Source organism: Mycobacterium sp., assembly GCF_025965855.1.
Lineage (GTDB): Bacteria > Actinomycetota > Actinomycetes > Mycobacteriales > Mycobacteriaceae > Mycobacterium.
Genome location: NZ_JAOPWB010000162.1, coordinates 24,577 through 50,876 on the forward strand (window position 1 = coordinate 24,577; position 26,300 = coordinate 50,876).

The window sequence follows — 26,300 nt, forward strand, 5'->3', positions numbered from 1 at the left end:
GTGCGGCTTCGGCACACAACCCCCGGCATACCCGGAATCGTGATCCTTATGCCTGCATCGGTCGGTCGGGCGTTGGTCCGCCACCATAGCAACGCCGAAGCAATTGCTGGTTTCGGGCCATTTCACGTTTTCGGAGACGCTTGTCCCCCGGGCCTGCGTAGCCGAGCGACGTCAAAATCCGCACGGGGCACCGTTTCCCAGGTAGGCCAGCCCGGCGGCTTGCACGGCGGCCGGGTCGAGTGTGTTCCTGGTATCCAGGACCAGCGCCAGTGGCGCGTCTCGCGCGATGGCATGCCAATCGAGGTTACGAAACTGCGGCCACTCGGTCAGCACCACGATCGCCTCCGCCGCCTTGGCGGCCCGATACGGGTCATCCACGGCGGTCACCCGGGCCCGTTGCAGAGCAGTGGGATCGAGGTTCGGCAGTTGCGGGTCATAACCCATCACCTGGGCGCCGTCCTCGGCAAGTTTCAGGCAGGCGGCCAGCGCGGGGGAATCCCGCGTGTCGCCGGTCGCGGCCTTGAATGTCAACCCCAACGCGGTGATTCGGCAGCCGGTCAGCGGCCGACCGATCCGGTGCCGCAGTGCCGTGGCGATCCGTGGGGCCTGGGCGGTATTGGTGCGCCGCGCCGCCTCGACTTCGACGAACGAGACGCCGTGACGGCGAGCCGTGTGCAGCAGCGCCGCGGTGTCCTTCGGGAGGCAGGAACCGCCCCAACCCGGGCCGGGCCGCAGGAAATCCGGCCCGATCCGGCGATCGGCACCCATGCAACCGGTGACGTCGCCGATGTCGGCACCGACGCGCGCGCACAGGGTGGCCAGCGAATTCGCGTAGGAGAGTTTGACGGCCAGGAAAGCGTTGCTTGCGTACTTGGCCAGTTCGGCACTCTCCGGACTCATCCGCAGTACGAGTTCGGCGCCCAGCCCGTACGAGCGTTGCACCACCCCGGCCGCCGACTCGTCGTGGGTGCCGATGACCAGTCGGTCGGGGTGACGGAAATCGTGGACGGCTCGGCCCTCGCGCAGAAACTCGGGTGTGGAGACGACGCGAATCTCCTTGTCGCGCAGGCGATCGGCCATGGCGGAGGTGGTGCCGACGGGAACCGTCGACTTCAACGCCACGATGGCGCCGCGCCGCACGACGTTGCCGAGCCGGTCGACCGCCGACCGCACCGCACCCAGGTCCGCCCGCCCGTTGTCGGCGCTGGGAGTGGGGACGCAAACGAAGACGACGTCGCGATCGGCGAGCGCGCAGAAGTCGCCGCTGAAGGCCAGCACGCCACGGGCGAGCCCGTCGCGCAGCAGCTTTGGCAGCTCCGGCTCGTCGATTACCGGGATGCCGGCCGTCAGTTTTCGCACCCGTTCGGAGTCGATATCCACCGCCACCGTGTTCAGGCCCGCCGCGGCCACGCAGACGGCGGTGGTCAGACCGACGTAGCCGACGCCCACCACACCGACACGCGGCGCGTTATTCATGCCGTCTCCCTTAAGATTTCGCGGCTTGCCGCCAGCACCCTGTCAACCGTGATCACAAGAAGCCCTTCGTGCGGCACGTCGGCGTGCGGGTCACCGACACCGCCCGTCCACAGCGCGATAAGGGGGGCCGGACCGCGCGGCCCCCAACGGCCGGGAGCGGTGGGACCGAACAGCACCACCGACGCCGTGCCGGTCGAGGCGGCCAGATGAGCCACCCCGGTGTCCCCGCAGATCACCAGCCGGCTGTCACTGATCAGCGCGACCAACGCGGTCAGGTCCAGCAGGCCGGCCACCACCGCGGTCCGCGGCAAGCGGGCCGCACGGGCGACCTCGTGGGCGAGCCCGAATTCCCCGGCCGATCCCGTGATGACGATTTCGTGGCCCTCATCGCGCAGCGCGGACGCCACCGCCGCGAACCGGTCTGCTGGCCATTGCCGCGCCGGCGCCGAGGCCCCGGGGTGGATCACGACCGCGCCAATTCGATCGGGATGTACCGTGGGTCGCGGCAGCCTCACGTTGTCCGCTTCACAAGGGATTCCGGCCCATTCCAGCAGGGCACACCAGCGATGCACTTCGTGCACGTCGGTGCGCCACGGTGGTCCGGCCAGGGCGGGATGGTGGCGATGGCAATGAGTGAGCACCGTGTGGGGCCGCCAGGCGAGCAAATGGTCGATGCTCTGCGGCCCGCACCCATGCAGATTGACCGCCAGCTCCGGCGGCTGCGGCAGCGGTTGCAGGTCGCCCAGGCGCGCGGTCGGCAGCACGTCGTCGACGGCTCCGGTGAGCAAGGCGAGTTCGCGGTAGCGGGAGGGGGCGGCGAGCATCACCCGCGCCTCGGGGTAATGCCGGCGCAGTCCCCGCAGGGCGGGCACCCCCGTCAGTAAGTCACCGAGCCCCAAGGCGCGCAGCACCACGATGGTTTCGCCTCCGTCGGTGCTGAGGTCGGCCTGCGGGCCTATGGCCACGACGACTCCGTGGCGGCACAGACCACCATTTCGCGCACCTCGCATCCGGCGGGCTGGGAGAGAGCGAAAAGCACGGCCTCGGCGACGTCCTCGGGCCGGTTGAGCTTGGCGTCCGCCGGTGGCTTGTACTGGTCGGGCCGGCCGTCGAAGAACGCGGTGTGCATGCCACCGGGAATGAGCAGCGTCACGCCGACCTCGCCCGCGAGTTCGGCCGCGAGCGCGCGGGTGAAGCCAACGACCCCGAATTTGGATGCGCAGTAGGCAGTGGCATCGCTGACCGCCTTGATGCCCAGCGTCGAGGCGCACGTGACAATGCGCCCACCGGTCGACCTCAGGTACGGCAGCGCGGCGCGAACGACGGCGGCGGTGCCGATCAGGTTGACGGCGATGACCTGTTCCCATTCCTTGGCCGGCACTTGCTCGAGCGTGCCGCAGCAGTCGATGCCCGCCGCGGTGAAGACACCGGTGATGCGGCCGCCCACCCGTTCGGCCAGCGACTCGACGGCAGTGGCAACCGCGCTGGTGTCAGCCAGGTCGGCGGCCACGTACGGCACGTCCGAGGCTGCCGAGGCGGGCGGCTTCTTGTCGATCACCAGCGGCACGCCGCCGCGCCGGAGCACGGCGGCCACGGTGGCCGCGCCAAGGCCGGACGAGCCGCCGGTGATGAGCACGCCGTCAAGTGGTTGTGCCGTCATATCAAGACCTTTCGGTGAGTGTGCGGGCGGAAGTCGCCGCGGCGATCAGGCGGGAAGAGGAGTAACCGGCCACCGTGGGCAGGATGATCACCGTGCCGCCGTGGCGTTGCACGGTTTCGGTTTCGGGGAGCTCGCCGGCCTCGTAGTCCCCGCCCTTCACCCAGATGTTGGGCCGCAGGGTGTCCAGCAAGCGCTCGGGGGTGGGTCCGTCGAAGATCGCCACGGCGTCGACGCACGCGAGCGCGGCCAGGACCCGGGCGCGGTCGACGTCGCGCATCACCGGCCGTCCGGTGCCCTTGAGCGCCCGCACCGACTTGTCCGAATTGACCAGGACTATCAGGGCGTCGCCGAGTTCGCGGGCCTGTCGAAGCAGCCGAACGTGTCCGGTGTGCAAGAGGTCGAAGCAACCGCCGGCGGCCACCACCGATCGTCCGTCGCGCCGCAGCCGTTCGGCCAGGGCGATCGCGTCGACCGCAACGGTATCCTCGAATTGCGTTTCGGCGGAAAGGATGTCGGCGCCGTGGCGGGGGACCGGCGTCGAGACCGCGGCCGCGCCGCCCGCGGCCACGAACCGGGCTGCGTCGGCGACCGCCGCTTCGACCGCGGCGACGGGGTCGGCACCGGCGCCCAGGGCCACGGCCGCGGCGACAGCAAACCGGTCTCCTGCCCCGCAGACATCGGCCGCGCCCGCCGCCGCGCCCGCCGGGATTCCCACGTGGTGGGCGCCCAGCCGCCGTCCGTGCACGCGTGCGCCACGGGCACCGCGGGTGACGCACACCGCGCCGGCACCCCACTTCCGCAGCAGCACCTCAGCGGCGTCGCCCGCGACATCGCCGCAAAAGTGGCGCGCCTCTTCGTCGTTCGGGGTCACCAGGGCGCATCCGGGCACCGGCGGCGCGCCGCGCGGATGTGGGTCCCAGACCACGGGGACGCGGGACGCCGCTTCCGTCAGCGCCTGGCGGACGGCGGGCAGCGCCGTCAAGCCCGCGCCGTAATCGGCGACACAAATCGCGCGGGCGCCGGCCAAGGTTTCCCCGACCTCAACCGGAAGCCGGTGGTTCACGGGGGCGCCGTCACCCCGGTCGAGCCGGAGCATCGACTGACCCCGCGCCCGTATCCTCGTCTTGGTCACGGTGGTCCCGGTCATCGGTAACGCAAGCACCGTGACTCCCGCGGCCGCGAGCAGGCCGCGCAGCCGTCGGCCCGCGTCGTCGTCGGCGATGCCGGTGATCAACGCCACGCCGGTCTCGGTTCGGGCCGCCAGCACGGCCGCCAGCCCGGCGCCCCCCGGCCGTTGTACGAGCCGTTCGGCGTCGACCACCGGCACCGGAGCCTCGGGGCTCAGCCGTGTCGCCGAGCCCAACACGTCGATGTCGAGGATCGAATCACCAATGATGACAAGGGGTTTGGCGGTCACGCCGTTTCCTCTCGCAGCAGCACGTCGTCGAGCGCCAGGCACAATCCGTGGATCAGCATCAAGTGGATCTCCTGCACGGTGGCCGTGGTCGGGGCGTCCACGCAGATGGCCTCGTCGCACATGGCGGCCAGCACGTTGGGCTCCGGCCCGGTCAGCGCCCACGTCAGCATGCCGATGTCTTGGGCCGCTTTGGCCGCGGCCAGCACGTTGCGACTGGTGCCGCTGGTGGACAGAGCCACCAGCACGTCGCCGGGCCGCCCGTGCGCCCGGACCCCGCGCGCGAACATCTCCTCCTCGCCGTAGTCGTTGACGATCGCGGTCAACGCCGACGTGTCGGCGTGTAAGGCGATGGCCGACAGCGGTATTCGCTCCTCGCGAAAGCGGCCGACGATTTCGGCGGTAAGATGCTGCGCCTCCGCCGCGCTGCCGCCGTTCCCGCACGCGAGCAGGCGGCCCCCGCTCGTCAGCACCCACGCGAGCTGTTGGCCCCAGCCACGCAGCCGGACCGCCTCGGAGCTGGTGCGGCCCACCGCGTCTCGCAGCGCATCGAAGTGCATCTCGATCATGGCGTTCCTCCTTCATTGACCGCGGCGAGCAGTTCGGCGTCGGTGATGTGGTCCAGGCAGGGATGGCCCGGCACCGGGCAGATCCGGGCACGGCTGTCGCGACACGGTGCAGATTGATTGCCCAGCACCGTCACCCGGCGCCCGAAGGGCCGCCACTGCGCGGCCGGCACCACCGGCGCGAACAATGACACCGCCGGCGTGCCGACGGCGGCGGCCAGGTGCGCCGGCCCGGTGTTCGGAACCACGACCGCGTCCGCCGCCGCAAACACCGCCGCCAGTTCGGCTAGGCTGGTCCGGCCACCCAGGTCCACCGCGAGGTCGCCCGCGACGTCGGCGGTGAGCGCCGCCTCCTCGGGGCCGCCGGTGACCACGACCCGGTGGCCGGCCCCGACCAGCGCCGCCACCATGGCGGCGCTGCGCGCCCGGCTCGGCCGCCGGGCCGGCACCGCGGCCCCGGGATGGAACACCACGAACGGGCCGGCGCCGATCCGGCTCGCCAACCTCGGACACAGCGGATCGACGGTACGGATCCGCAGCGCGCCGTCGTCACCGGCGGGCAGTTGGCAACCCGCCGCCTCGGCGAGCGATAGCGCCCGCCTCGGCTCCGGGATCCCCGTCGGCACGCGGTGCCGCAGATCGAGCAGGGTGCCGGGGTAGTCCGCGCAGATCGCACCCACCCAGGGCACCGACGCCATCCGGCACAACAACGCCAACGGCAGCGGAGACTGGTGAAACGACGTGAAGATGTAGGCCTTGGTGGGCGCGATATCGCGCAGCTGCTTGATCACCGCATCGGCATGTGCGGCCGTCAATTCCGGTGCGTCGAAATCCACCCAGGGCGCCTGCCATTCGAGGATCTCGTCGACGCCCGGCAGCAGTTCGGCGGCATCGCGTCCGCGCGGTCCGGCCAGCATCACCACCCGGTCGTGGCAATTGGCCACCGCGCGCACCGCCGGGCCGGTGATCAGCACGTCGCCGGCGCTATCGAGGCGGGCCACGACGGCGGTATTCACCGGCACTCCCTTAGCACTAAAGACACCGCGTCACTGAGGGTTTCGGCCACCCGCGCATGGGCGCGGGCGTGGTGGATTTCCGCGGGCAGGGTGCGCGTGGTCGGCACCAGCACGGCCTGTGCGTCGGCGGCCAGGGCCGCCTCCACATCGCCCCCGGTGTCGCCGATCAGCACGCACCGCGCCGGCGGCACCGCCAGCGCCTCGGCCGCCGCCAGCACCATCCCGGGCTGCGGCTTGCGGCACCCGCAGCCGTCCGCCTCGCCGTGCACGCACACCTGCCAGGAGTCGAACGGCCCGAGGACCTCATTGACCCGGGCGTTCACGGCGGTGAGCTGGTCCGCACTGATCAGCCCGCGCGCCACGCCGGACTGATTGGTCACGACCGCGAGCAGCAGGCCCCGCCGGCGCAGGCGGGCCAGGGCCCGGCCGGCATCGCGGGTGGGCCGCACACCCGCGGGGTCGTTGAGATACGGCCGGTCGACGATCAGGGTGTCGTCGCGGTCCAGCAGCACGGCCAGCGGCGGATCGCGCCGGGCCCGGCGAACCGCCCACTCGCCGGCCAGTCGGTGCGCCACCGCGACCGGCGGGATAAGGGCGCTGCTCACCGAAAGGCGAAGCGCCTCAACGGCGGAGCGCGGGCCGCTGCGCCAGCGCCTGGCCGCGAACTCGGCTGTGAGCGCCAGCCACAGCGCCGCGGCGGCGCGGGCCCCGATGCCACGGCGCGGCAGCCCGGAAGCGGTGGCCGCGATGGCTAGGGCGCCGGCCGCGGTGGTCGCGATGTGCGCCGGCATCCTGCCCGGCCCCTCGCCGATCTTGGCGCGCCAGGATCGGCCGTGCTTGCGACGCATCAGCGCGTTGTCGCGGTTACCGACCTGCGCGCGCACGCTCGACCACCAGCCGGCGGGGGCGACGGGATGGCTGCAGCGACGGGCGCCGCGGGCAATCTGCCCGCCGGCCTCCACGATCCGCAGCGCCAGGTCCGAATCTTCGCGGTAGGCGCGCGGGAACCGCTCGTCGAAGCCCCCGACGGCCACCAGCACGTCGCGGCGATACGCCATGTCGGCGGTGATCCACCGCGCCTCGGACAGCCGCAGGGTCCGCCGCTCGTCGTCGGTGGGCCGGCGGGAGGCCTCCGTCGGCACCTCGATGACCGCCTGGGAGCCGCCGGCACCCGCCGCGTCGGAGGCGCGCAGATCGGTCGCCACGGCCCATCTCCACCACGCGTCCGGCAGCACATCGTCGTCGAGAAAGCACACCCAGCGCACGGTGGTGGCCCGCCATCCCACGTTGCGCGCCGCGGCCGGCCCCCGCCCGCCGCTGCGCAGCACCCGCACCGGAAGCCCGGCGGTGACCGGAAGGTCGGTAACCGGCTCGGGCCGGTCGTCGACCAGCACCACCTCCGCCGGCGCAGGACCGGATCCCCGCTCCAGCGCGATGAGCAAGCGGCGCAGGGAGTCCCGGCCGATGGTGGGCACCACGATCGCGTAATCGGGTGTCATCGCCGTCGCCGGAGCACATAGGGGCCGATGGCCAGCACGTCGATGGGGGAACTGCCGAAGACCTCGAGGGCATCGCGCGGGCTGTCCACCATCGGCCGCCCGGCGGTGTTGAAGCTCGTGTTGACGACCACCGGGACCCCGGTGCGCTGGGCGAAGCGGCTGATCGTCGCGTGCAGGCGCGGATCCGCGGCTTGGTCGACGGTCTGGATTCGTGCCGTGCCGTCGACATGGGTGACCGCGGGGATGCGGTCGCGCCAGTTCTCGGCGACGTCGTGCACGAACAGCATGTACGGGCTGGGCAGCGGTCCGCGAGAGAAGATTTCGGCGGCCCGCTCGGCCAGCACCATCGGGGCGACGGGCCGGAACTGCTCGCGGCCCTTGACCGCGTTGAGGCGCTCCAGGTTGGCGGGATGACGCGGGTCGGCCAGCAGCGAGCGGCCGCCGAGGGCCCGCGGCCCAAATTCGGCGCGGCCCTGGAACCATCCGACCAACCGGTTGTCGGCCAGCGCGTCGCCGATCGCGGCGGCCGGGTCGGGTGGCCGTTCGTAGCCGACGGCCGCGTCGTCGAGCGCCGCCCGGATCTGGTCGTCGGACCAGCCGCGGCCCAGTTGCGCCGCCGGCATCGGGGCGATCGGCTCGCCGAACGCGGCGGCCAGGCTGAGCGCCGCTCCCAGCGCCGTGCCCGAGTCACCGGCGGCCGGCTGAACCCACACCCGGTCGAAGCCGGACTCGGCGTAGATGCGCGTGTTGGCAACGCAATTCAGCGCCACGCCTCCCGCCAGGCACAGCGCGTCGCCGTCGGTGCGGTCGCGCAGCCACCCCACCAGCTCCAGCAGCACGTCTTCGACGACGCGCTGCACGCTGCAGGCGAGGTCGGCGTGCACGGGATCGAGCGTGCCTTCGTTCGGCCGGCGTGCGGGCGCCAAATCGTCCCATACGATCGGCTCGGTGCGGAACCCGCCGTCACCGCACGCGTAGACCCGCTCCCGCAGCGCCCCGGCGAACCGCGGGCTGCCGTAGGAGGCCATGGCCATCACCTTGTACTCGTCGCTGGAGCGGACGAAACCCAGATGCTCGGTGAGGCTTTCGTAAAGCAATCCCAGCGAGTGCGGCAGCGCCTGGGAGGCCAGCACGTCGAGCTTCTGGTCACGGTAGACACCGGCGAGCATCGACGTGCGTTCGCCGCGGCCGTCGACCACCAGCACCGCCGTGTCGGGATGCGGTGAGGCGAGCGCCGTGGACGCCGCGTGCGCGACATGGTGGCGGACGTGGCACACCGCGGCGGGGTTGAGGCCGGGCACGGCCGACGCCAGGAAGCGCGGGGCGCGCTCCGCGTACATGGTGCGCAGGTGCTCCCAGTCCCGGTCGAGCCCGGCCGGGTCGAGGGGTTCCTCCTGCATCAGGGCCGGGTCGTAGGAGTATCCGACCGCGTCGATGTCGCCCGCGTCCAGCCCGGAGTGATCCAGGCACCACCGGATGGCGCCGACGGGAAGTTCCCACGTGGAGAACGGGACCGCCTGCTTACCGTGCTTGCGCCGTGAGAAGCGCTCTTCCTCAGCGGCCGCTACCACCTCGCCGTCGACCACCAGGGCCGCGGCCGAGTCGTGGAACACCGCGTTAACGCCGAGAATCCGCACCGCACCTCCTACTGCGCCAATTGCCCAGGGGTCGAGACGAAGTCCGCGTGCGCTTCGTCGGCCAATATGCGAAACCACGCCACGGTGGTACTCAGCCCGCTGCGGTAGTCGACCCGCGGCTCCCAGCCCAACTCCCGGCGGGCCAGCGTGATGTCGGGGCATCGGCGCTGCGGGTCGTCTACGGCCGGTGGGATGAGCTGGATCGTGGAGTTGCTGCCGGCCAGGTCGCGGATCATCTCGGCAACGGCACGCACCGTCAGCTCGGTGGGGTTGCCGATGTTGACCGGGCCGCTGAAATCGCGGTGCGTCAGCGCAATGAGCGCCGTGACGGTGTCATCGACATAGCACAGTGAGCGCGTCTGCAGGCCCGTGCCGGACACGGTCAGCGGTTCTCCGCGCAGTGCCTGGCGGCAGAACGTCGGAACCATCCGGCCGTCGTCGGGGCGCATACCCGGCCCGTAGGTGTTGAAGATGCGGGCCACGCCGACGTCGGCCCGGCCGAGGCGGTGGTAGGCGAAGGTCAGCGCTTCGGCGTAGCGTTTGGCTTCGTCGTACATGCTGCGCGGGCCCACGGGATTCACGTTGCCCCAATAGGTTTCGCGCTGGGGATGCGATTCGGGATCGCCGTAGACCTCGCTGGTGGACGCCAGAACGAAGCGAGCGCCGGCGCGCTCGGCAATTTCCAGCGCCGTCGCCGTGCCCGCCGATCCGGCGCGCAGCGTGTCGATCGGTAACCGTTGATAGTCGGCCGGCGACGCCGGCGACGCCAGGTGGAACACCGTGTCGAACGAGGAGCCGAGGATCTGCACCGCGTCGGCATCGCAAATGTTCCGCTGCACAAAGTGATATCCGGGCCGCCCGGCCAGTCCGGCCGCCGCGCCAGGTGGGCTGGTGGACAGGTCGTCGACGCTGACGACTTCGACACCGGCGCCGAGCAGCCGGTCGCACAAGTGGACGCCCAGGAATCCGGCGCCGCCGGTTACCAGTACACGCGACATGGAACGCATCCGGTCTTCATACCCGGCGGTGCAGTGCTGAAACGGTGTTTCGCCGACCGATTCCCGGGTAGTCGCACCGGGCATGGCCGCCTCGCCCGAAGCCCCGCCCCAAACGTCTTTTGTCATCGCGACACGAGACCGCTCCTCCGAGCTGCGCGCCGTGCTGCACCGCCTGCTTGACATCGGCGAGTGCCCGATCGTCGTGGTGGACAACGCATCCCGGGACGACTCGGTGGCGGCCGCCCGTGGCGTCGCCGCCGGTTGCGGCGGCCGGGTGACCGTCATCCCGCTGAACAAGAACGAGGGCGCGGTGGCGCGCAACATCGGCGTGGCACGTTGCGGCACACCGTATGTCGCGTTTTGCGACGACGATTCATGGTGGGCGCCGGGGGTGCCCGCACTCGCCGAGGCGATATTCGACCGGTATCCTACCGTCGCGCTGCTGGCCGCGAGAACCGTCGTTTGGCCACAGCAGCGCGATGACCCGCTGGTCGCCGAATTGGCCGCTAGCCCGCTGGGCCGTGATCCGGCCCTGCCGGGCCCGTCGATCCTGGGCTTCCAGTCGTGCTCGGCGGTGGTACGCAAGGCGGCGTTCGAGGCGGTCGGCGGGTTCAGTCCGATCCTGCACTTTCGAGCCGAGGAGGGTTTGCTCGCTTGGGATCTCGCCGCGAACGGCTGGGATCTGTGCTTCTGCCCGGGTTTGGTGGCATACCACCAGCCCTCGACGACTCGATCGGCGAGCCAGGTCCAACGCGCTCGCGTCAGGCGCAACGAACTGCTGACCGCGTGTCTGCGCCGGCCCGTCGGGAGGTGCGCCAGGGCCGCGGCCGGCCTGGCGTGGGCCGCCAGCCATGACACCGCCCACGCCAGGGCACTGCTCGAGGCCGTGGCCGCAATGCCGGCCGTCCTGGGCGCCCGGCGGCGACTGCCCGACTCGGTGGAGCGGTCGGTGCGACTGCTGGAGAAGCGCTGAGCCACAATGTCATCCGGAACGGGTGTTCGGTGCGCTCAGCCCGCGCCGTACGGCCGCCACCTTCTCGTAGACGCGTTCGGTGTCGGCCGCGATCCGGTCCCACGTGTAGCGCGCCCTCGCGCGCTCCCGTCCCGCCTGACCCAACGCCCTGCGCCGCCGGCCATCTTCCAGGAGCGGGTTGATCGCTTCGGCCAGCGCGCCGGGATCCTTCGGTGGCACCAGGCGTCCCGTCACGCCGTCGACGACGGTGTCGCGGATCCCGCCGACCGCCGCGGCCACGACCGGAACTCCGCAGGCCATCGCCTCGAGTGGCACGATGCCGAACGGCTCATACCAGGGGGTGCAGGCCACCACGTCGGCCGACCGCAGCACCGCGGGCATCTCGTCGCGTGTGATCCCGCCGAGCAGCAGCACCCGGTCGGCCACAGCGAGGCGGTGGGCCAACCGCCGCAAATGTTGCGCTTCCGGGTCCTGCGCCAGCGAATCGCGGGCGGGGCCACCGACGATGACCAGCTCGGCGTCGGGGATGCCCGGCAAGGCGCGGATCAGCGTCTCAAAACCCTTGCGCGGCACCAGACGTCCGACGGACACGATCCGAGGACGAGCGCCCCGCGGCGCGGCCGCTCCGTCCGGGTGGAACGCATCGATATCGACGCCGCAGGGCACCACCGACGTTCGCGACCGGGCGCGGCCCATTCGGACCAGCTCGAACACCTCGTCGGTGCTGGTGGCCGCCACCCAGTCGGCGCCGCGCGCGACGACGGTCTCGAGCCCGATGCGGCAGTCCGGGCTGGTGTCATCGACACCCTGGTGCAGCCTCTTGACCAGTCCCAGCGCATGGAATGTCTGCACGGTGGGTACGCGGTGCGGTCGTGCGGCCCGCTGGGTCGCGAGGCCCGACATCCAAAAGTGGGCATGAGCCACGTCGGGCGGTTCGCTTGTCCACCGCCCGTCGAGGTAATGGCCGAAGGCGTACATGTATTGCAGCAGCGCGTCTTTGGGCAAGACGCGGGCCGGGCCCGCGGACACGTGGACCACGGAGTAGCCATCCGCGGTCTCGGCACGGTCGGGCAGGTCGGGGTCGTCGCGGCGGGTGTACACGACCACGTCGTGGCCGCGCCGCGCCAGCGTGGCGGACAGCTCGGCGACATGGACGTTCTGCCCGCCCGCGTCCACGCCGCCCAAGTGCGCCAGCGGGCTGGCGTGCTCGGAGATCATCGCGATCCTCATGCGGGCTCCCTTCTGGGTCAACTGCACAGCTCCTCGATGACTTGGTCCCATTCGGTGAGAAAGCGCCCCAATCCGAAGCGGCCGGTGACGAATTCGCGTGCCGCCTTGCCCGCGGCCACCGCGGTCGCGTGGTCGTTCAAGAAGTCCCGCAAGCCATGGCCCAGGGCCGCGAGGTCGGCGCTGACGACGCCCGCCTCGCAAGGCACCACCAGCGGGGCCATCGTCGTGCCGACGGCCACCACCGGCATCCCGAGGAACATCGCCTCGATGAGCGAAAGGCCCAGCGAGGTCCAGCGGGCGGCATGCAGGTAGACGCGCCGCCGGGCGATCTCATCCCACAACTTCGGGGCCGCGACATCGCCGCGGCCGGTCACCCCGCCGCTTCGCGCGTACAGCGACTCCGTACCGATGCCCCACACATCGATCTGCGCGTGGGCCGACAACGGTTCCAACAGGTCGGCACCGACGGTGCGGCCGCGGCGCAGCGGCTCGTTGATCATCGTCGCCGCTCTCAGGACGTCGCCGGTGTAGCGCCTGCCCGGATCGGCCACGCCGTGGTCGATCACCCGAGTCGGGGCCCGTCCGTTGTCCCACATCAGCCGGTTGAAGTCGGTGACGTGGACCAGCGGGATGTCGCTGCGGTCCGCGAGCGGATGCCGGCTGCGTTCGGCGTGCGGGCGCGGAGCGTTGTGCTCGACGTAGACAGCGGGCAGGTCGTTGCCCGCTGTGCGGCCCGCCCACCGGGCCATCAGCGCGGCATCGTGCGGGCGTTGCAACACCACGAGATCGATGTCCTGGCCTCCCAGCTCCTGGAGGGCGATCTCCCGGGCGTTCGGCCATGTCCGCCCGGCCAACCCGATGCCATCGGCGCCGCGATCGGGGGCGACCGGGATCAAATACCTGTGCCGGCCCGCGACGAACGCCTGCGTCCAGGATCCATGGACGTGCCAAACCAGCACATTCTTTGCGGAGCCTAAACGGAGCATGGCGGGCGAAATACCCTATAGGTCATTACGTAAACGCTTTTGTTCGACCGGTTCTCCGCCGTCATGCCGGCCACGCAGCGCTTTGCGACGCCAATTAGCTTGTCCCGCGGAGATTTCCAAGCCGACACCAGTGGGCTGGACACGGCTCGGCGCCCCCACGCAGGACATCCTGCGAAATGTCAAGGACCCGAGGCGGATGCCGCAGTGACCGGGATTTGTGCTGGTAAGGCGGCCGGTCGGGCCCGCGGTTTGCCACCTCGCCTGACGAAAATTCTTCGCAATGTGGACGAGACGGCGCCGAACGCCGCGAGGCGTCAGGTCACGCGCTCTTGGGCAGTTCCGAGGAGCCGGATAGCCTCTGGCCCTTGGCTACTCGGCGAATCAGCATGCGGGTCGCCTTCTCCAGGATTTCCTGCGTGGCCTCGGGTCGGCGGGCGCGTTCGGCGCGACGTGCTGCCGCCTCGATCGTCAGTGCCTGCTCATAACCGGTGACGACGCGCGGGTCCACGTACGACCCTCGCGCCACCGCCGGGGTGTTGCCCAGCTCCTCGGCGACCTCCTTCATGACGGCGGACTCGACGCGCTTGACCACCCGCTGCGAGACGGGCGGGTCCCCGTCGGCGAACGCCGCGGCGGCCAGTACGGTGCCGTGCCAGGTCCGCAGGTCCTTGACGGTGTACTCGTCGCCCACCATTTCCTTGAATCGGGCATTGAGGTCGTCGGACCGGATGTCGACCCACCCGGATTCCGTGCGGCACACCAGCAATCGGTCGGTGCCTTCCGAGCGTCGCATCAGCGCGCGCACCGCCCGAACGATTTCGGCGTCCTCGATTTCCACCGTGCGACGCACCCCGCTCTTCGCGGGGAAGTCGAATTCGACCGCGTTGCGGTGCACCGTCACGTGGCTGCACAGCAAGGTGGCCAGTCCGTAGGACTCGTGTTCCTCGGCGTACTGCTCGCCGCCGGCGCGAAAGTAGCCGCGGTCCAGCAGGCGCAGCGCGACCGCGAGCACGCGCTCGCGGGTCAAGCCGGGGCGCGCCAGGTCTTTGGCGACGCGCGCCCGCCACATCGGCAGCTGCGTGGACAGCTCCAGGACGCGGTCGAACTTCTCCTCGGCGCGTTCCTGCTGCCAGGCGGTGTGGTAGATGTACTGGCGGCGTCCGGCCGCATCGGTGCCGACGGCCTGGATGTGGCCTCCCGCGTGCGGCGAGATCCACACCTTCTTCCACGCCGGCGGAATGACGAGATCATTGATGCGCGCCAGGGTGGCCGGATCGGACAGCCGGTTGCCCTCGGCGTCGTAGTAGGCGAAGCCCTTGCCCCGGCGTTTGCGTGCGATTCCCGGCTTGCTGAGATCGCTGCGACGCAGCCGCATCGTTGCCTCCAGTCCCATTGGCTGACTGCACAATTACCCGCCCGGTATGAACGCGAAACGACCCGCCACGGCGCTGTGGCGGGTCGTTGTCGGCGAAGTCAGCCGGCCATGAACTCCTGGTAGGCGGACTCCAGATTTGGCGGCAGGGCCGTGACGTTGCACTGCCGTTCCGTGTCGCCGATCGGCGCCAGGATGCCGCGCAGGTCGTAGTACTCCTGCGGGTGCCCGGTGAAGTAGCCGCGCAGGCTGGACTCGGCCTCCGGCCGCGGCTGGCCGTAGGCGGCCGTGACCACCTGGTTGGCGTCCGGATGTGCGGCCAGGTACTGCTGCGCCGCGCCCTGCGCCGAGGAGACGGTGGCGTTCACACCGCCAGGGCTGCAGTCGGGCGCTGCGGCCGCCGACGGGGCAGCAATTACGCCCATGGTCAAGCCCCCGAGCAGAAAGCCCGCGCTGATGCCGGCAACTCGCCGGCGCGCGACGATACTGCTGATTTTCATGATCAGTGTTGTCCTTCGAAATAGATCAATTGACTTACTGCAGAGGTTCCCGATCCCTCCAAACCCAAAGTAGCGGAAGAGAAAAGTGCGGGTGTTCGCTGGAAACGAACATCGCCCTTCACGCTCCTCCCGAAAGGGCCACTAGAGGGGTTTTTGCTAAGCGGGCAACCAAATTGGCCCGCCATTGCTGAGATTTCTTAGGAAACCCGGCCAGTTCTTAAGCAATCGTCACACCGATCGTGACGGAACCGTGACCTTACTTGCGGCCGATCGACTAACCGATTTCGTTTCCCCGGCTGCGCCTAACGGCTCGTGTTTGAAAAATCCCGCGTCGGCAAGCCGGTCTTCGGATCGCTGCCGTCCCCGGCCGAATCGCCGTCAGTGCCGGCGGGGGAAAGGGTGAGCAGCCAAGCGTCGACGTCGGGGCCGACGACGACTGCGCCGTCGGACGCGAGCAGCGCGCCGGAGGCGAGCGCGGCCAGGTCGGGCTGCACGGTGCGGACGCGGCGGTTATCGCCTTGCTGGGCGAGCATTTTGGTCGTCAGCTCAGGCAGTCGGATCGCATCCGGGCCGGTGATGGTGCGCGGCGCGGGTGTCTGACTTAGGGCCGCCTCGACCAGCACGTCGGCGACGGTGTCGGCGGCAATAGGCTGAACCAGCCAGTCCTGGACGATCACCTCGCCGTCGTGAGAGCTCACCGCGGCGGGATTGGTGGCGAACTCGTACCACTGGGTCGATTTCACGATCGTCGCCGGCACCGGACCCTCGAGCACGATGTCCTTCGCCGCTCGTTTCGCCTCGTAGTAGGGAAAGCCGTCGAACACGGGATCTTCGATGCCGGCGATCGTCAAAACCACCAGACGCTGGATGTCGCGCGCGGCGCACGCACCCACGACGTTACGGGTTGCGGTGGCCACCGTCTGGGTGATGCTGGCGTGCCCATCGGCCGGCATCGGGTTGGAGACGTCGATCACGACATCCACCCCCGCCAGTGCCTGGAACAGCCCCCGCCCGGAGATCACGTCAACGCCGTGCGCGCGTGAGATCTCGACCACCCCGACGTCGCGGGCCCTCAGCCTGGAGACGACGCGGGATCCGGCCGTGCCGGTCGCCCCGATGACAGCGATGGTGCTCAGGGAATCCACCCCCTTGGTAGTCGCCGGCTAGAGCTACCCATAAAAACTCCGTTCAAACAAGTTCGCTCGAAAAGCGAGTCGCCCGGGTGATCAATCGCACAGCCCCGACGTGACCAGGGTCAATCGACCGGAGATGTGGTGCGGGCGTTTGGCCGGGCGCCCGGCGGGAAGCCGGTAGGTGCGAAGCAAACACGTAACCACCGAGAGGGAGGTCGACCCATGGGGGATCAAAAGAGCGGACCGCAAGAGGCCGTCAAGGGCGTCGTGGAAGGCGTCAAGGGCAAGGTCAAGGAGGTGGGCGGAACCGTCGCCGGTCGCGACGACATCGTCGAAGAGGGCCAGGCGCAACAGGATAAGGCCGACGCTCAGCGCGACGCGGGCAAGAAGGAAGCCGAAGCCGATTCCGCACGCGCCGGCGCAAAGGCCGCGGAAGAGCGCCAGAAGCAAAACCAGTAAGCCGATCCCGAAGGGGGTCCGGTCCAGCAGTAGGACCGGACCCCTTTTCGGCGTTTCAAACCGGTGCGGCGGGTTATTCCCGGCAAGAACCGTCCCGCTTTGCCCGGCGTGGCGGCGGGGAGGTTGAAGATGAGCTTGCGCGACGGAATGTCGAGCATTATTGCGTTTTTGCGCGCCGGTTACCCGAGCGGCGTGCCGCGCTTCGGCTACGCGCCGGCGTTGGCGCTGTTGCCACGGCGAATATGCGACGACGAGGTCGCCACTATCGCGACCACTCTCACCGGGCGCAAACGCCCGTCGATCGACAATGCCGACGTCGGCGTGGCGATCACCCGCGTCACTGACGAGATGCCCTCGCTTGACGACATCGATCGCGTCCAGCATCGACTCGATGCGATGGGATGGGCCGGTGACTAAGGACGTCCGCCCGGCGCTGACACGCATTCCAGGTCGACCACCAGCGGCCGGTGATCGGAGATCGGCATCGCGTCGGACTCCACGGCACCGCCGCGCAGGCGAGGGTCGTCGGTCAGGATGTGGTCGAGCTGCCGCTGGGGCGCGTCCGCGGGAAACGTCGGCGCCACGGCCAGTGGCCGCATGCGCGACCAGCGGCGAACCGCGTCCGGTGTCATGTTGAGGTCGCCGATCAGCAGCCGCGGACCCGGGAAGCCGCGCAAGTCATGGATCAGTCGCCGCAGCTGGCGCCGATTCCAGCCGGGCACGAAGGACAGATGCGTGTTGGCCACCGTGAGCCCGCCCCACGGGGCGTGCAGCTGCGCGATCACGGCCGCCCGCGGTTCCTCGTCGACGATCATCACCCGGTTGGGTCCCGGCAGATACATGGGAAACCGCATCGGAATCCGCGGCAACCGCACCACCTGCCAGCTGTCCACCGGAACCCGGGACAGCAGCGCGATCCCGTAGGCCGCCGTGCCGGGTTGCTCGCGGCCGGTGGCGGCCATCCAGGTCGCACCGGGGGTGCCGGAGATCGCGGCCACGAACCGGTGCTCCACCGCGCCCATCGCGTCGGCCGCCACCGCGGTGAGATCGGCGAGGGATGACCGAGGTTGGTCGCAGTCGACCTCCTGCAATCCGAGGACGTCGGGATTCAGGCGGCGCACGCAGTCTGCGAGCCGCTCAGGGTGCACCCCGTCCCCGACGGTGCGGCCATGCAAGATGTTGAAGGTCGCTACGCGCATAACTTTTCGATACCCGCTCTGGGGCGTGTGCTCACCTTGGCCGGCCTTCCGCGCTAGCGGGCGCCGGGCACGTGTTCGCGCGCCGCCACCGACCGGCCGTCACCCGTGTCGAACACCTCGACGACGAAATCGCGGTCCCCGTATCGGGCTACGGACGTCAGCCCGGGCGTTTCCGCGATCACGGCTTGCGCCGCGTCACCGGTGAGCGGATAGTCGGCCACGACATGGCGCCAGTGCGCGGCAACAACTTTCGCACCCCGCTGCAGCCGGGGGCATTCGCGGCCCAACACCGCGGCCAGCGCATCGGCCTCCAGGTAGTAGGCGACCTCGCTGAGCATCAGAAGGTCGAAGGGACCGGGCGGCCATGTGACGTCCAGGGACGACTGATACAGCGTCACCCTGTCCCGGCAGCCGGCCCGCCGCAGCCGCGCATCCGCGCTTCGCAGCGCCGCATCGGCCACGTCCATCGCGGTCACGTGATCGCAGCGGCGTGCCAGCCGCGCGGTCAGGGCCCCAATCGAACAGCCCGGCTCAAAAGCGTGTCGATACCGGCGGTCGGGTAGCAGGGCCATGGTAATGGCGTACTTGCGCTGCTCGTACCAGCGCGTCGACAGCTGCCACGGATCGTCGGCTCCGTCGTACATCCGGTCGAAGTAGGCATCGGGCAGCCGTGTGGTCACCGGAACACCACTTCTCCCACCGCGAGCTGCCGCTGCAGCACGAACGGCGGCAACACGGGCGGGGTGCCCGCGGCGCCCGGCTCGAGCTGGCTGCGAAAACAATGCGCGGCAAGGCGTTTGCGATCAAGCGCCCAGCAAGGCACGCGCACACGGCGGGCCCGGTCCCACGGCACCGCGGGGTCGGCCGGGCTGGCCCACTGCCACATCCAAATCGGATATTCCAGCAGCGCGGCGCCCGTGCGCCCGCACGCTTCGGCGGCCGCACGGCCCACGGCTTCGTGATCGGGATGCCCGTCGCCCCGCCAGGTGGCGGCACACCAGGTTCCGGGCGCGGCCTCCTCGAAGACCCCGGTGAGCAGTTCGGCGAGCGTGTCCTCGTGGTCGGCCAGCTCACCATCGGGCAGACCCAGCGACACCGGCGGAGAAACCCCCAAAACTCCTGTTGCTCTGCGTAGTTCGTACTTACGTATGATCTCCACACGCGTCCGCTCCCGCGGCGTCGCGCCGGGCCGGGCGGCCCCGCCGTCGCTGACCGAGATCAGCTGCACGTTGACGCCCGAGGCGACCAATTGTGCGATCGTCGCGCCGAGGCCGAGCGTCTCGTCGTCGGGGTGGGGCGCGACGACGACCAGCCCGGGGCAAGTGCTCAGGTCCAGTGGCGGCGGCGGTTCGGAGTCGAGGGCGGCCAGCCACACCGGCACCGGAGTGCCGCCGCGGGTCAGCGGCTTGGCGGCGAATTTTGCGCAATTGCTTGCGGGAAGGGTCTTCACAGCCCGCGGCAGGCCCTCGAGTGTGGTCATGGCCGCCGCCCGGCGAGTCGCCCGAGCTCGGCCAGATCGCGCTCGGCGTGGCTTTGTCGTATGTAGATGGTCAGGTCGGCCACTCGCTGAGCATGCCGGCCGTCCTGACACAGCGGGCCCGGCCCGAGGGCGCGGCCGGTCCGGGTGATGGCCTCATCGACCGAGTGTTCCACCACCGTGCGCGCGCGCCGAGCGAGCAGTTGAGCGGTGTCGGAGCGGTCGAACGGATCCACGTCTATCTGGGCTGCCGCCGCGGCCAGGATCGCGTCGCCTGCGGCAAGCGCGGCGTCCACGGCACCCAGATGCGCCAGCGAATACGCGTCGGCCGATTTGCTTGTGGTGCAGCGGTACAACGGCTCGGCGACCCTCCGCGCACCGCCGAGCCAGCAAGCGGCCACGCCGATCGCGCCGTGCCAGAACCCCGGCCGATTCAGGTAGTCATCGGGATCCCCGACGGCGACGGCGTGGGCGTTGGTGAATTGCACCGCCCGGGTGTCGCTGCCGGCCATCCCGACGTTCCACCACGTGGTCGGCAACGCTTTGACGGCAGGTTCGCTGACCGGCACGGCGAACAGGCCGCGTCTTCCGTCGTCGAGTCGGGCGGTCACCAGCGCGTGGGTACAGAACCCCGCGCCCGAGCACCACACCTTGGTGCCATTGAGAATGATCGCGCCGCCGCTGACTTTGCTGGCAATCACCGCGGCGTCGGACGACTCGGCCGCCCAAACGCCCCACAGCTGATCGGAATCGGGCGGCTTACCGCCCAGCTCGTGCAGTATCGCGACGGCGTCAACGTGGGCCTCGGCGATCCGGGCCGCCACGATGTCGTCCTCGGCCAGCCGGGCCAGGCGTTGCCAGCGTTCGGCGGTGCGTCCCGAGGCGGGCAGTGGCAACTCGAGTCGTCCCGACTCCAGCCAGTGCTGCACCAACCCCGCCGTCACGCGCGATCTCCTGCCGGCGATCTCTCCAATTGCCCGAGATAATGCGCGAATCCGTGGGGGGCCCGAGCGTGAGTTCGCGCCGACGTGATGACTGACGACTCGGCGTCGCGGTGAATCGTGTAGCCGGCGGCCTCGAACCGCTCCGCCAGGTCGACGTCCTCACCCGAGGCCAGCGCGCGAAATCCGCCGACCCGCCAGTAGGCCCGGGCGCTGAAGCCCATGTTGGCGCCGTGCACGTGGCCGTCCCGGCCCGGCGCGCCCGCCTGGTAGGCCTCGTCGAAGCGGTCGGCGACCTCGGGGGAACGGTGGCGCCAATCGGCGACCCGTACCAGGCCCAGAACCATGTCGGCACCAAGCTCGAGCTGATGCACCAGCCAGCCGGGGTCCACTCGACTGTCGCCGTCGGTTGTGGCATACCAGCAGTCGTCGCCGTCGGCGAACAGCGAGCGCGCGTAACCGAACCCGACCGCCCGCGCGGCGCCGACGTTGTGCGCATCGACCTGGACGAAATGTATGTCCGGCCCGTACTCGCCGGCCAGCTTCGCGCTGTCGTCGTCGCTGGCGTCCAAGACCACCACGATCGCGACCGGGATCGGCGCGCACAGCGCCGCGGTAAGCGCCGCCCGCAGGCAAGCCGGCAGCTTCGCCCCTTCGTTGTGGGCCGGAACCACGACGGCCGCCCGATCGTAAGCACGGCAGGCGCGGAAAACGGGGGCTGACATAACTCAAGACTTGCCCCGTCTGACCGTCACTTAAACGGACAGCAAACGAAGCGGTGCGGTTTGGGCCAGGTTGTATACCCCGGAGGAGGGGTATGACCTATGCATCATGACACGCACTGAGCCGCCCGCGGATGCGTCCGCCTCCTGCGCGCAGCTGCGAGAAGCGTTGCGCAGTGCGGCGTCCGCCCTCAAGGAGAACGGGCCGCGCTTCGCATTGGCCGGCACCTATGCCCTCTGGGCTTTCGGCGCGCCCGAACCCAGCCACGATGTGGACCTTGTGGTCGCCGAATCAGATGTGGCCAGCGCCGAGGCAACCCTCACCGCCGCCGGATTCGCCGTCGAGCATCCCCCGGAGGACTGGCTTTTCAAGGCGCGCACCGGCGATACGGTCGTGGACGTCCTACACCGCATCAATGGGGAGCGCGTGGAGCCGGCGACACTCGATCGCGCCGAACATCGCGAAGTGCTGGCGATCGCGATGCCGGTGCTGCCGCCCACCATGGTGGTCGTCCAGAAACTGCGCTCCCTGGGCGAACATCACTGCGACTTCGCGAAACTGCTTCCGGTGGTGCGGGCGGTCCGCGAACGGCTGGACTGGGAGCACATCAGGGCCCAGACCGCCGACAACGATTACGCGGTAGCGTTTCTGGTGTTGGCCGACCGGCTGGGCCTCATCGGCTGAGTGCGCTCGTCAGTGGTTGCGCAGTTTGGCGACCAGCTTGTCCTTGGTCAGGCTCGAATACCCGGACATGCCAAGCTCTTTGGCCTTTTTCCTCAACTGCGGGACCGTCCAGTCCGCATAGGAACCGGACTTGCCACCCTTGCGGCCGACCGACGACTTCCCCCGCCCGGCGGCCGCATTGGAGATCCGCGCCGCCTTTTCCTTGGAGTCGCCCTTCTTGCGGAGATCCTGATATAACTTCTCGTTCTTGATCGACGAACGTGGCATGGCTCATCCTTCCTGTGTCTAGACGCTGCCAGAATGCCCGGCCCGCAAAAGGCCGAAACCCGTTGATCGCTAGGCGGGCACCGGGTCGGTTTGGCGCTCCCAGCAGCGATGGCGCGCGAGCGCGGCGGCGAATTCCTCAACGAACTGGTCTGGTAACTCGTCGGCCGCCGCCGTCGTGGTCACGACGGATCGGTCGTTGACTACTTCGGTGTCCTCGGCGAGCCGGGTTTCGATGTGTGCGGCCCGCAGCAGGTCGATCCCGGCGCCGTACGCGCCGATCGGTTTGAGGTGCTTATAGGCCTCGACCACGAAGTGCACGGCGTAACCGTCGTTGGAAAGCGTCGATACCGAATCCGGTCCGCACGCCACCACCACGGCGTCGTAGAGGACCGACGCCATCGTCGTGAACGCCCGGTCGACGGGGAGTTCGCCGCCGGATCCACCGCGCAGGGTGCCACCGGCGACGGGGGCCAGGACTTCGACGATCGCCCCGCGCTGTTGCATCAGTTCTTTGAAGCGTTGCGTTCCAACGACATCCACACCATCGGCGGCCAGCACGGCGATCTTGCGCGACTCGATGGTGTCGCCGACGCCGATTTGGGACAGCGCCGGCGAGGCGGCCACCGCGCCGTCGACCGCTTCGTCGGGCGGTTCGGGGAGTCCCAACTTCGCCGCGACCTGGGTGGCCAGCTCGTGGTCCACGCGGGCGAGTTGGGCCACAACCGCCGAACGGATGTCGAGCACTTCCACCTTGCCGAGTTCGAAGGCGAACGCGGCGACGATGTGTTCGGCCTCGACCGGCGACATGCTCTTCCAGAACATCCGCGCCTGGCTGTAGTGATTCTCGAAGGACTTGGCGCGCTTGCGCATCACAGCGCCGTCGACCCGCTCCGTGTAGTGGCGGAACACGTCCTCATTGGCCAGCGCCGGACATCCGCTGCCGAGGGTGTTCTTGTAGTAGCTCGATCGGCCCTGTGGGATCGCGTGCTGACCGTAGCCGTCCTGTTGATTGTTTCGAACATCGGCCACGGGACGGTTGACCGGCAATTGCGCAAAGTTGGGGCCGCCCAGGCGGATCAACTGGGTGTCGAGGTAGGAGAAGTTGCGGAACTGCAGCAACGGGTCGTTGGTGAAGTCTATCCCGGGCACCACGTTGGCGGTGTGAAAGGCAACCTGCTCGGTTTCGGCGAAGAAGTTGTCCGGGTTGCGGTTCAGCACCATCTTGCCCACCGGCCGGACCGGAACCTGCTCCTCCGGAATGATTTTCGTCGCGTCGAGAAGGTCGAAGTCGAACTTGAACTCGTCGGCCTCGGCCACGAGCTGTACCCCGAGTTCCCATTCCGGATACTGGCCGGACTCGATGGCCTCCCACAGGTCGCGGCGGTTGTAATCGGGGTCCTTCCCGGCGATCTTCTGACACTCGTCCCAGATCAGCGAATGGACGCCGAGGCGGGGCTTCCAATGGAACTTCACGAAAGTGCCTTCACCGCGGTCGTTTACCAGACGGAACGTGTGCACGCCGAAACCCTGCATCATGCGATAGCTGCGTGGCAGGGCACGGTCCGACATCAGCCACATGATGGTGTGCAGCGTCTCGGGCTGCAGCGAGACGAAGTCCCACAGCGTGTCGTGGGCCGACTGTGCCTGGGGGATCTCGTTGTGCGGCTCGGGTTTTACCGCATGGACGAAGTCGGGGAACTTGATGCCGTCCTGGATGAAGAAGACCGGAAAATTGTTGCCGACCAGGTCGTAATTGCCCTGCTCGGTGTAGAACTTGGTGGCGAACCCGCGTACGTCGCGGACCGTGTCGGCCGAACCACGGGACCCGACCACCGTGGAGAATCGCACGAAAACCGGCGTGCGGGTACCCGGCCTGGTCAGGAATTTCGCCGCGGTGTATTCGGCCAGCCAGTCGTCGTACGGTTCGAAGAAGCCGTATGCGCCGGCCCCGCGCGCGTGAACGACGCGCTCCGGGATGCGCTCGTGGTCGAAGTGGGTGATCTTTTCCCGAGCATGAAAGTCCTCCAGCAGCGTGGGACCCCGCTCACCGACGGTCAACGAATCATCGGTGTGATCGACGCGGACGCCCTGCTGGGTGGTCAGGTATCCGGTGTCGCGCCGGACCCGCGACGGCTCGAGATCGCGCTGCTTGGTATCGGACGTGTTGTTGGTGTCCATGGGGTTCGGTTACCACGGTTCACCGGCCGTAAACGGGTCCTCTGACACGGCAAGTGTCTCTATCCACCAGCTGCGCGGTTACGTACGCTTGGGGAGGGTAGTCGAGGGTGGTGATTGACGCGACCAGTGAAAGGGGCGGTGGAAGCGACGGCCTGTGCGGTGTGGTCGCAATCGGTGCCTCGGCGGGCGGCGTCGAAGCGCTCTCGCGTTTGGCCGCCGGTCTATCGGCGGATTTGCCGTACGCCTACTTGATCGTGCTGCACGTCCCACCCGGTGCGCCGAGCGTCCTGGCTCGGATCGTCAACCGCAGCGGCCCGCTGCCCGCGGTCGCCGCCGAGGACGGCGCGGCGCTGAAGCCCGGCCATATCTACGTCAGCGTTCCGGATCGCCATGTGCTGGTCGCCGACCATCGGGTGATGTTGTCACAGGGACCGACCGAGAACGGGCATCGCCCCGCGATCAACGCTCTGTTCCGCTCGGTAGCCGTGGCATTCGGCCGCCGCGCGGTCGGGGTGTTGCTGTCGGGCGTGCTCGACGATGGCGTGCTGGGCTTGGCCGCGATCCGCTCGCGCGGCGGCACCACCATCGGCCAGTCCCCGGAGGACGCGGTGTTCGCGGCGCTGCCGACCAACGCGCGCGACGCCGGCGTGCTGGATCGGCAGGTCGGGGCGGCCGAGGTCGGCGCGGTCCTCAAAGAGCTCGCCCAGAAAGAAATCGAGGACCGGACCATGGAACCCGACGCGGCGCTGGACCTGGAGAACCGTATCGCGATGACCTCCCGGTTTTCGACCGACTTCGACACCCGACAACTCGGCGCGCCGTCGGGATACACGTGCCCCGACTGCAATGGCTCGCTGATCTCGATCAGCGAGGGCCACTTCCGCTGCCACGTCGGCCATCCCTGGACGGCGGATGCCTTGCTCGCCGCGCGGGACGAGGAGGTTGAGGGCGCGCTGCGCAGCCTGCAAGAAGAGGCCGAATTGGCCCGGCAACTCGTCGAAAAGGCCGGTCCCGGCCTACTCTCGCGGCACTACAGCCGCCTGGCCGAGGAAAGCGAACGGGCGCTGGGCGTGCTCAGCGGCCGGCTCGCGGCCCATTCCCCTCGTCGCGGTGATGCCGGTGGATGAACCCGGGGCGGCCATCCGGATCGACGCGGCACCTCAGCAGGATGTACCGATCCTGGTGATGGGCGGTGTGCTGGACAGCTCGACGTACCGAACGGTCCGCGACACCATGATCAAGGCCGCCCTCGACGAGCCGCGGGCGGTGATCGCGGATGTCAACCGCCTGTCCGTGCCGTCCGCGTCGGCGTGGATGGTATTCACCAGCGCCCGCTGGCACGTGAGTACCTGGCCGGACGTTCCAATCCTGCTGGTGTGCGAGCATCCGGACGTTCGTCGAGCGGTCGCCGCCGTCGGTGTGACCCGATACGTGCCGGTGCACGCCAACCGCGAGTTGGCGCTCGACGCCGTCCGGGGCCAGGCGGTAGCCGTCCGGCGGCGGGCGCGCACCAACCTCCCGGCCAGCAGGGTCAGCGTCGGACTGGCCCGAGCCATGGTCAACGACTGGCTCATCCGGTGGGAAATGCAGGACCTGATCCCGCTCGCGACAACGGTAGCGACGGTTTTCGTCGAGAACGCGCTCGACCATACTCACAGCGAGCCGGTGCTGATCGTCGAGAGCTATCGCGACTCCGTCACAGTCGCGGTGGAGGACGGCAGCGACAGCCTGCCGGGCCGGCACGAAGATCCCGATCGCGGCGCCGAAATCGTGTCCGGCTTGGCCATCGTTTCGGCGCTGAGCCGGATGTGGGGCGCCATCCCGACGCCCTCGGGCAAGACGGTGTGGGCACTGGTCGGTCGCGAAAATCGGCTCTAGCGGCGCGAGTAGTGTTCGAGTCCTTAAGCGAACG

General features: G+C 69.4%; 27 protein-coding genes. 6 read left to right on the forward strand and 21 right to left on the reverse strand.

The features are described from left to right. Positions 1 to 171: 171 nt before the first annotated feature. Genes JWP83_RS13000 through JWP83_RS13040 form a run of 9 tightly spaced genes read right to left on the reverse strand, consistent with a single transcriptional unit; the run spans position 172 to position 10,350 of the window. Positions 172 to 1,476, reverse strand: a complete 1,305-nt coding sequence (locus JWP83_RS13000; protein ID WP_297730415.1) for a UDP-glucose/GDP-mannose dehydrogenase family protein — start codon at positions 1,474 to 1,476, stop codon at positions 172 to 174. Beyond that, positions 1,473 to 2,441 carry a glycosyltransferase family 9 protein gene (locus JWP83_RS13005; RefSeq protein ID WP_297730417.1) on the reverse strand — a complete coding sequence of 323 codons (969 nt, stop codon included), beginning with the start codon at positions 2,439 to 2,441 and terminating at the stop codon, positions 1,473 to 1,475. Before JWP83_RS13005 ends, JWP83_RS13000 begins: the two co-directional genes overlap by 4 nt. After that, entirely contained in the window at positions 2,432 to 3,136 is a 705-nt protein-coding gene (locus tag JWP83_RS13010) for an SDR family oxidoreductase (protein ID WP_297730419.1), read from the reverse strand. Before JWP83_RS13010 ends, JWP83_RS13005 begins: the two co-directional genes overlap by 10 nt. A 1-nt stretch (position 3,137) precedes the next feature. Further along, complete coding sequence (locus JWP83_RS13015; protein ID WP_297730421.1) at positions 3,138 to 4,553, reverse strand: PfkB family carbohydrate kinase; 1,416 nt, start codon at positions 4,551 to 4,553, stop codon at positions 3,138 to 3,140. Further along, a complete protein-coding gene (locus tag JWP83_RS13020) occupies positions 4,550 to 5,119 on the reverse strand; it encodes an SIS domain-containing protein (RefSeq protein WP_297730423.1) in 570 nt (189 codons plus the stop codon). Before JWP83_RS13020 ends, JWP83_RS13015 begins: the two co-directional genes overlap by 4 nt. Beyond that, on the reverse strand, positions 5,116 to 6,132 hold the full coding sequence (locus JWP83_RS13025) for a glycosyltransferase family 9 protein (protein WP_297730425.1): 1,017 nt from the start codon (positions 6,130 to 6,132) through the stop codon (positions 5,116 to 5,118). Before JWP83_RS13025 ends, JWP83_RS13020 begins: the two co-directional genes overlap by 4 nt. Beyond that, positions 6,129 to 7,631: an HAD-IIIA family hydrolase gene (locus tag JWP83_RS13030; protein WP_297730427.1), complete on the reverse strand. Its 1,503-nt coding sequence runs from the start codon at positions 7,629 to 7,631 to the stop codon at positions 6,129 to 6,131. The genes JWP83_RS13025 and JWP83_RS13030 overlap by 4 nt, the downstream gene beginning before the upstream one ends. Continuing rightward, positions 7,628 to 9,268, reverse strand: coding sequence for a carbamoyltransferase C-terminal domain-containing protein (locus JWP83_RS13035; RefSeq protein WP_297730429.1), 1,641 nt, complete (start codon positions 9,266 to 9,268; stop codon positions 7,628 to 7,630). The genes JWP83_RS13030 and JWP83_RS13035 overlap by 4 nt, the downstream gene beginning before the upstream one ends. 8 nt (positions 9,269 to 9,276) lie before the next feature. Continuing rightward, entirely contained in the window at positions 9,277 to 10,350 is a 1,074-nt protein-coding gene (locus JWP83_RS13040) for an NAD-dependent epimerase/dehydratase family protein (protein ID WP_297730431.1), read from the reverse strand. On the opposite strand from JWP83_RS13040, the gene JWP83_RS13045 reads away from it, so the two are divergent. Continuing rightward, positions 10,349 to 11,239 (forward strand): glycosyltransferase, encoded by an 891-nt coding sequence (locus JWP83_RS13045; RefSeq protein ID WP_297730433.1) that lies wholly within the window; start codon positions 10,349 to 10,351, stop codon positions 11,237 to 11,239. The two genes, JWP83_RS13040 and JWP83_RS13045, sit on opposite strands and share 2 nt — an antisense overlap. A 9-nt stretch (positions 11,240 to 11,248) precedes the next feature. Here the strand turns inward: JWP83_RS13045 and JWP83_RS13050 are convergent, their stop codons facing one another. The 5 genes from JWP83_RS13050 to JWP83_RS13070 form a co-directional block, all read right to left on the reverse strand. Next, positions 11,249 to 12,469, reverse strand: coding sequence for a glycosyltransferase (locus JWP83_RS13050; protein WP_297730436.1), 1,221 nt, complete (start codon positions 12,467 to 12,469; stop codon positions 11,249 to 11,251). Between the two features lie 17 nt (positions 12,470 to 12,486). Continuing rightward, positions 12,487 to 13,455 (reverse strand): glycosyltransferase, encoded by a 969-nt coding sequence (locus JWP83_RS13055; protein WP_297730438.1) that lies wholly within the window; start codon positions 13,453 to 13,455, stop codon positions 12,487 to 12,489. Between the two features lie 319 nt (positions 13,456 to 13,774). Next, positions 13,775 to 14,830, reverse strand: a complete 1,056-nt coding sequence (locus JWP83_RS13060) for a DNA topoisomerase IB (protein WP_297730515.1) — start codon at positions 14,828 to 14,830, stop codon at positions 13,775 to 13,777. A gap of 98 nt (positions 14,831 to 14,928) precedes the next feature. Further along, positions 14,929 to 15,327 (reverse strand): heme-binding protein, encoded by a 399-nt coding sequence (locus JWP83_RS13065; protein ID WP_297730440.1) that lies wholly within the window; start codon positions 15,325 to 15,327, stop codon positions 14,929 to 14,931. Between the two features lie 302 nt (positions 15,328 to 15,629). Beyond that, positions 15,630 to 16,472, reverse strand: a complete 843-nt coding sequence (locus JWP83_RS13070; protein WP_297730442.1) for an SDR family oxidoreductase — start codon at positions 16,470 to 16,472, stop codon at positions 15,630 to 15,632. Between the two features lie 210 nt (positions 16,473 to 16,682). Here JWP83_RS13070 and JWP83_RS13075 point away from each other — a divergent pair, with 210 nt between their 5' ends. Continuing rightward, a complete protein-coding gene (locus tag JWP83_RS13075) occupies positions 16,683 to 16,919 on the forward strand; it encodes a CsbD family protein (RefSeq protein WP_297730443.1) in 237 nt (78 codons plus the stop codon). A 129-nt stretch (positions 16,920 to 17,048) separates the two neighbouring features. Next, positions 17,049 to 17,336, forward strand: a complete 288-nt coding sequence (locus JWP83_RS13080; protein ID WP_297730444.1) for a DUF3349 domain-containing protein — start codon at positions 17,049 to 17,051, stop codon at positions 17,334 to 17,336. On the opposite strand, the gene JWP83_RS13085 is transcribed toward JWP83_RS13080, so the two are convergent. The 5 genes from JWP83_RS13085 to JWP83_RS13105 are packed head-to-tail and all read right to left on the reverse strand — an operon-like array spanning position 17,333 to position 21,261. Next, positions 17,333 to 18,118, reverse strand: a complete 786-nt coding sequence (locus JWP83_RS13085) for an endonuclease/exonuclease/phosphatase family protein (protein ID WP_297730446.1) — start codon at positions 18,116 to 18,118, stop codon at positions 17,333 to 17,335. The genes JWP83_RS13080 and JWP83_RS13085 overlap by 4 nt on opposite strands. A 53-nt stretch (positions 18,119 to 18,171) precedes the next feature. Beyond that, on the reverse strand, positions 18,172 to 18,798 hold the full coding sequence (locus JWP83_RS13090; RefSeq protein WP_297730448.1) for an SAM-dependent methyltransferase: 627 nt from the start codon (positions 18,796 to 18,798) through the stop codon (positions 18,172 to 18,174). After that, a complete protein-coding gene (locus tag JWP83_RS13095) occupies positions 18,795 to 19,568 on the reverse strand; it encodes a PIG-L family deacetylase (protein WP_297730517.1) in 774 nt (257 codons plus the stop codon). The genes JWP83_RS13090 and JWP83_RS13095 overlap by 4 nt, the downstream gene beginning before the upstream one ends. A gap of 26 nt (positions 19,569 to 19,594) precedes the next feature. Then, the gene (locus JWP83_RS13100) at positions 19,595 to 20,539 is read right to left on the reverse strand and encodes an acyl-CoA dehydrogenase family protein (protein WP_297730450.1); all 945 of its coding nucleotides are present in this window, start codon (positions 20,537 to 20,539) and stop codon (positions 19,595 to 19,597) included. After that, complete coding sequence (locus JWP83_RS13105) at positions 20,536 to 21,261, reverse strand: glycosyltransferase (protein ID WP_297730452.1); 726 nt, start codon at positions 21,259 to 21,261, stop codon at positions 20,536 to 20,538. The genes JWP83_RS13100 and JWP83_RS13105 overlap by 4 nt, the downstream gene beginning before the upstream one ends. Positions 21,262 to 21,367: 106 nt before the next feature. Here JWP83_RS13105 and JWP83_RS13110 point away from each other — a divergent pair, with 106 nt between their 5' ends. After that, positions 21,368 to 21,943 (forward strand): nucleotidyltransferase, encoded by a 576-nt coding sequence (locus JWP83_RS13110; protein WP_297730454.1) that lies wholly within the window; start codon positions 21,368 to 21,370, stop codon positions 21,941 to 21,943. 9 nt (positions 21,944 to 21,952) lie between these two features. On the opposite strand, the gene JWP83_RS13115 is transcribed toward JWP83_RS13110, so the two are convergent. Together JWP83_RS13115 and JWP83_RS13120 are read right to left on the reverse strand one after the other, a co-directional pair. Next, the gene (locus JWP83_RS13115; protein ID WP_297730456.1) at positions 21,953 to 22,210 is read right to left on the reverse strand and encodes a Rho termination factor N-terminal domain-containing protein; all 258 of its coding nucleotides are present in this window, start codon (positions 22,208 to 22,210) and stop codon (positions 21,953 to 21,955) included. A gap of 69 nt (positions 22,211 to 22,279) precedes the next feature. Further along, positions 22,280 to 24,388, reverse strand: a complete 2,109-nt coding sequence (locus JWP83_RS13120; RefSeq protein ID WP_297730458.1) for a catalase — start codon at positions 24,386 to 24,388, stop codon at positions 22,280 to 22,282. 113 nt (positions 24,389 to 24,501) lie between these two features. Here JWP83_RS13120 and JWP83_RS13125 point away from each other — a divergent pair, with 113 nt between their 5' ends. Together JWP83_RS13125 and JWP83_RS13130 are read left to right on the forward strand one after the other, a co-directional pair. Further along, complete coding sequence (locus JWP83_RS13125) at positions 24,502 to 25,515, forward strand: chemotaxis protein CheB (protein ID WP_297730519.1); 1,014 nt, start codon at positions 24,502 to 24,504, stop codon at positions 25,513 to 25,515. Beyond that, a complete protein-coding gene (locus JWP83_RS13130) occupies positions 25,508 to 26,266 on the forward strand; it encodes an STAS domain-containing protein (RefSeq protein ID WP_297730460.1) in 759 nt (252 codons plus the stop codon). The genes JWP83_RS13125 and JWP83_RS13130 overlap by 8 nt, the downstream gene beginning before the upstream one ends. Positions 26,267 to 26,300 lie beyond the last annotated feature (34 nt).

Excerpts from the sequence above, each read along its gene's own strand:
- JWP83_RS13020 (WP_297730423.1), bottom strand. The coding sequence starts at position 5,119 with ATGATCGAGATGCACTTCGATGCGCTGCGAGACGCGGTGGGCCGCACC.
- JWP83_RS13055 (WP_297730438.1), bottom strand. The coding sequence starts at position 13,455 with ATGCTCCGTTTAGGCTCCGCAAAGAATGTGCTGGTTTGGCACGTCCAT.
- JWP83_RS13040 (WP_297730431.1), bottom strand. The coding sequence starts at position 10,350 with ATGCCCGGTGCGACTACCCGGGAATCGGTCGGCGAAACACCGTTTCAG.
- JWP83_RS13045 (WP_297730433.1), top strand. The coding sequence starts at position 10,349 with ATGGCCGCCTCGCCCGAAGCCCCGCCCCAAACGTCTTTTGTCATCGCG.
- JWP83_RS13060 (WP_297730515.1), bottom strand. The coding sequence starts at position 14,830 with ATGCGGCTGCGTCGCAGCGATCTCAGCAAGCCGGGAATCGCACGCAAA.
- JWP83_RS13110 (WP_297730454.1), top strand. The coding sequence starts at position 21,368 with ATGACACGCACTGAGCCGCCCGCGGATGCGTCCGCCTCCTGCGCGCAG.
- JWP83_RS13065 (WP_297730440.1), bottom strand. The coding sequence starts at position 15,327 with ATGAAAATCAGCAGTATCGTCGCGCGCCGGCGAGTTGCCGGCATCAGC.
- JWP83_RS13075 (WP_297730443.1), top strand. The coding sequence starts at position 16,683 with ATGGGGGATCAAAAGAGCGGACCGCAAGAGGCCGTCAAGGGCGTCGTG.
- JWP83_RS13105 (WP_297730452.1), bottom strand. The coding sequence starts at position 21,261 with ATGTCAGCCCCCGTTTTCCGCGCCTGCCGTGCTTACGATCGGGCGGCC.
- JWP83_RS13080 (WP_297730444.1), top strand. The coding sequence starts at position 17,049 with ATGAGCTTGCGCGACGGAATGTCGAGCATTATTGCGTTTTTGCGCGCC.
- JWP83_RS13030 (WP_297730427.1), bottom strand. The coding sequence starts at position 7,631 with ATGACACCCGATTACGCGATCGTGGTGCCCACCATCGGCCGGGACTCC.
- JWP83_RS13000 (WP_297730415.1), bottom strand. The coding sequence starts at position 1,476 with ATGAATAACGCGCCGCGTGTCGGTGTGGTGGGCGTCGGCTACGTCGGT.
- JWP83_RS13120 (WP_297730458.1), bottom strand. The coding sequence starts at position 24,388 with ATGGACACCAACAACACGTCCGATACCAAGCAGCGCGATCTCGAGCCG.
- JWP83_RS13050 (WP_297730436.1), bottom strand. The coding sequence starts at position 12,469 with ATGAGGATCGCGATGATCTCCGAGCACGCCAGCCCGCTGGCGCACTTG.
- JWP83_RS13085 (WP_297730446.1), bottom strand. The coding sequence starts at position 18,118 with ATGCGCGTAGCGACCTTCAACATCTTGCATGGCCGCACCGTCGGGGAC.
- JWP83_RS13010 (WP_297730419.1), bottom strand. The coding sequence starts at position 3,136 with ATGACGGCACAACCACTTGACGGCGTGCTCATCACCGGCGGCTCGTCC.
- JWP83_RS13115 (WP_297730456.1), bottom strand. The coding sequence starts at position 22,210 with ATGCCACGTTCGTCGATCAAGAACGAGAAGTTATATCAGGATCTCCGC.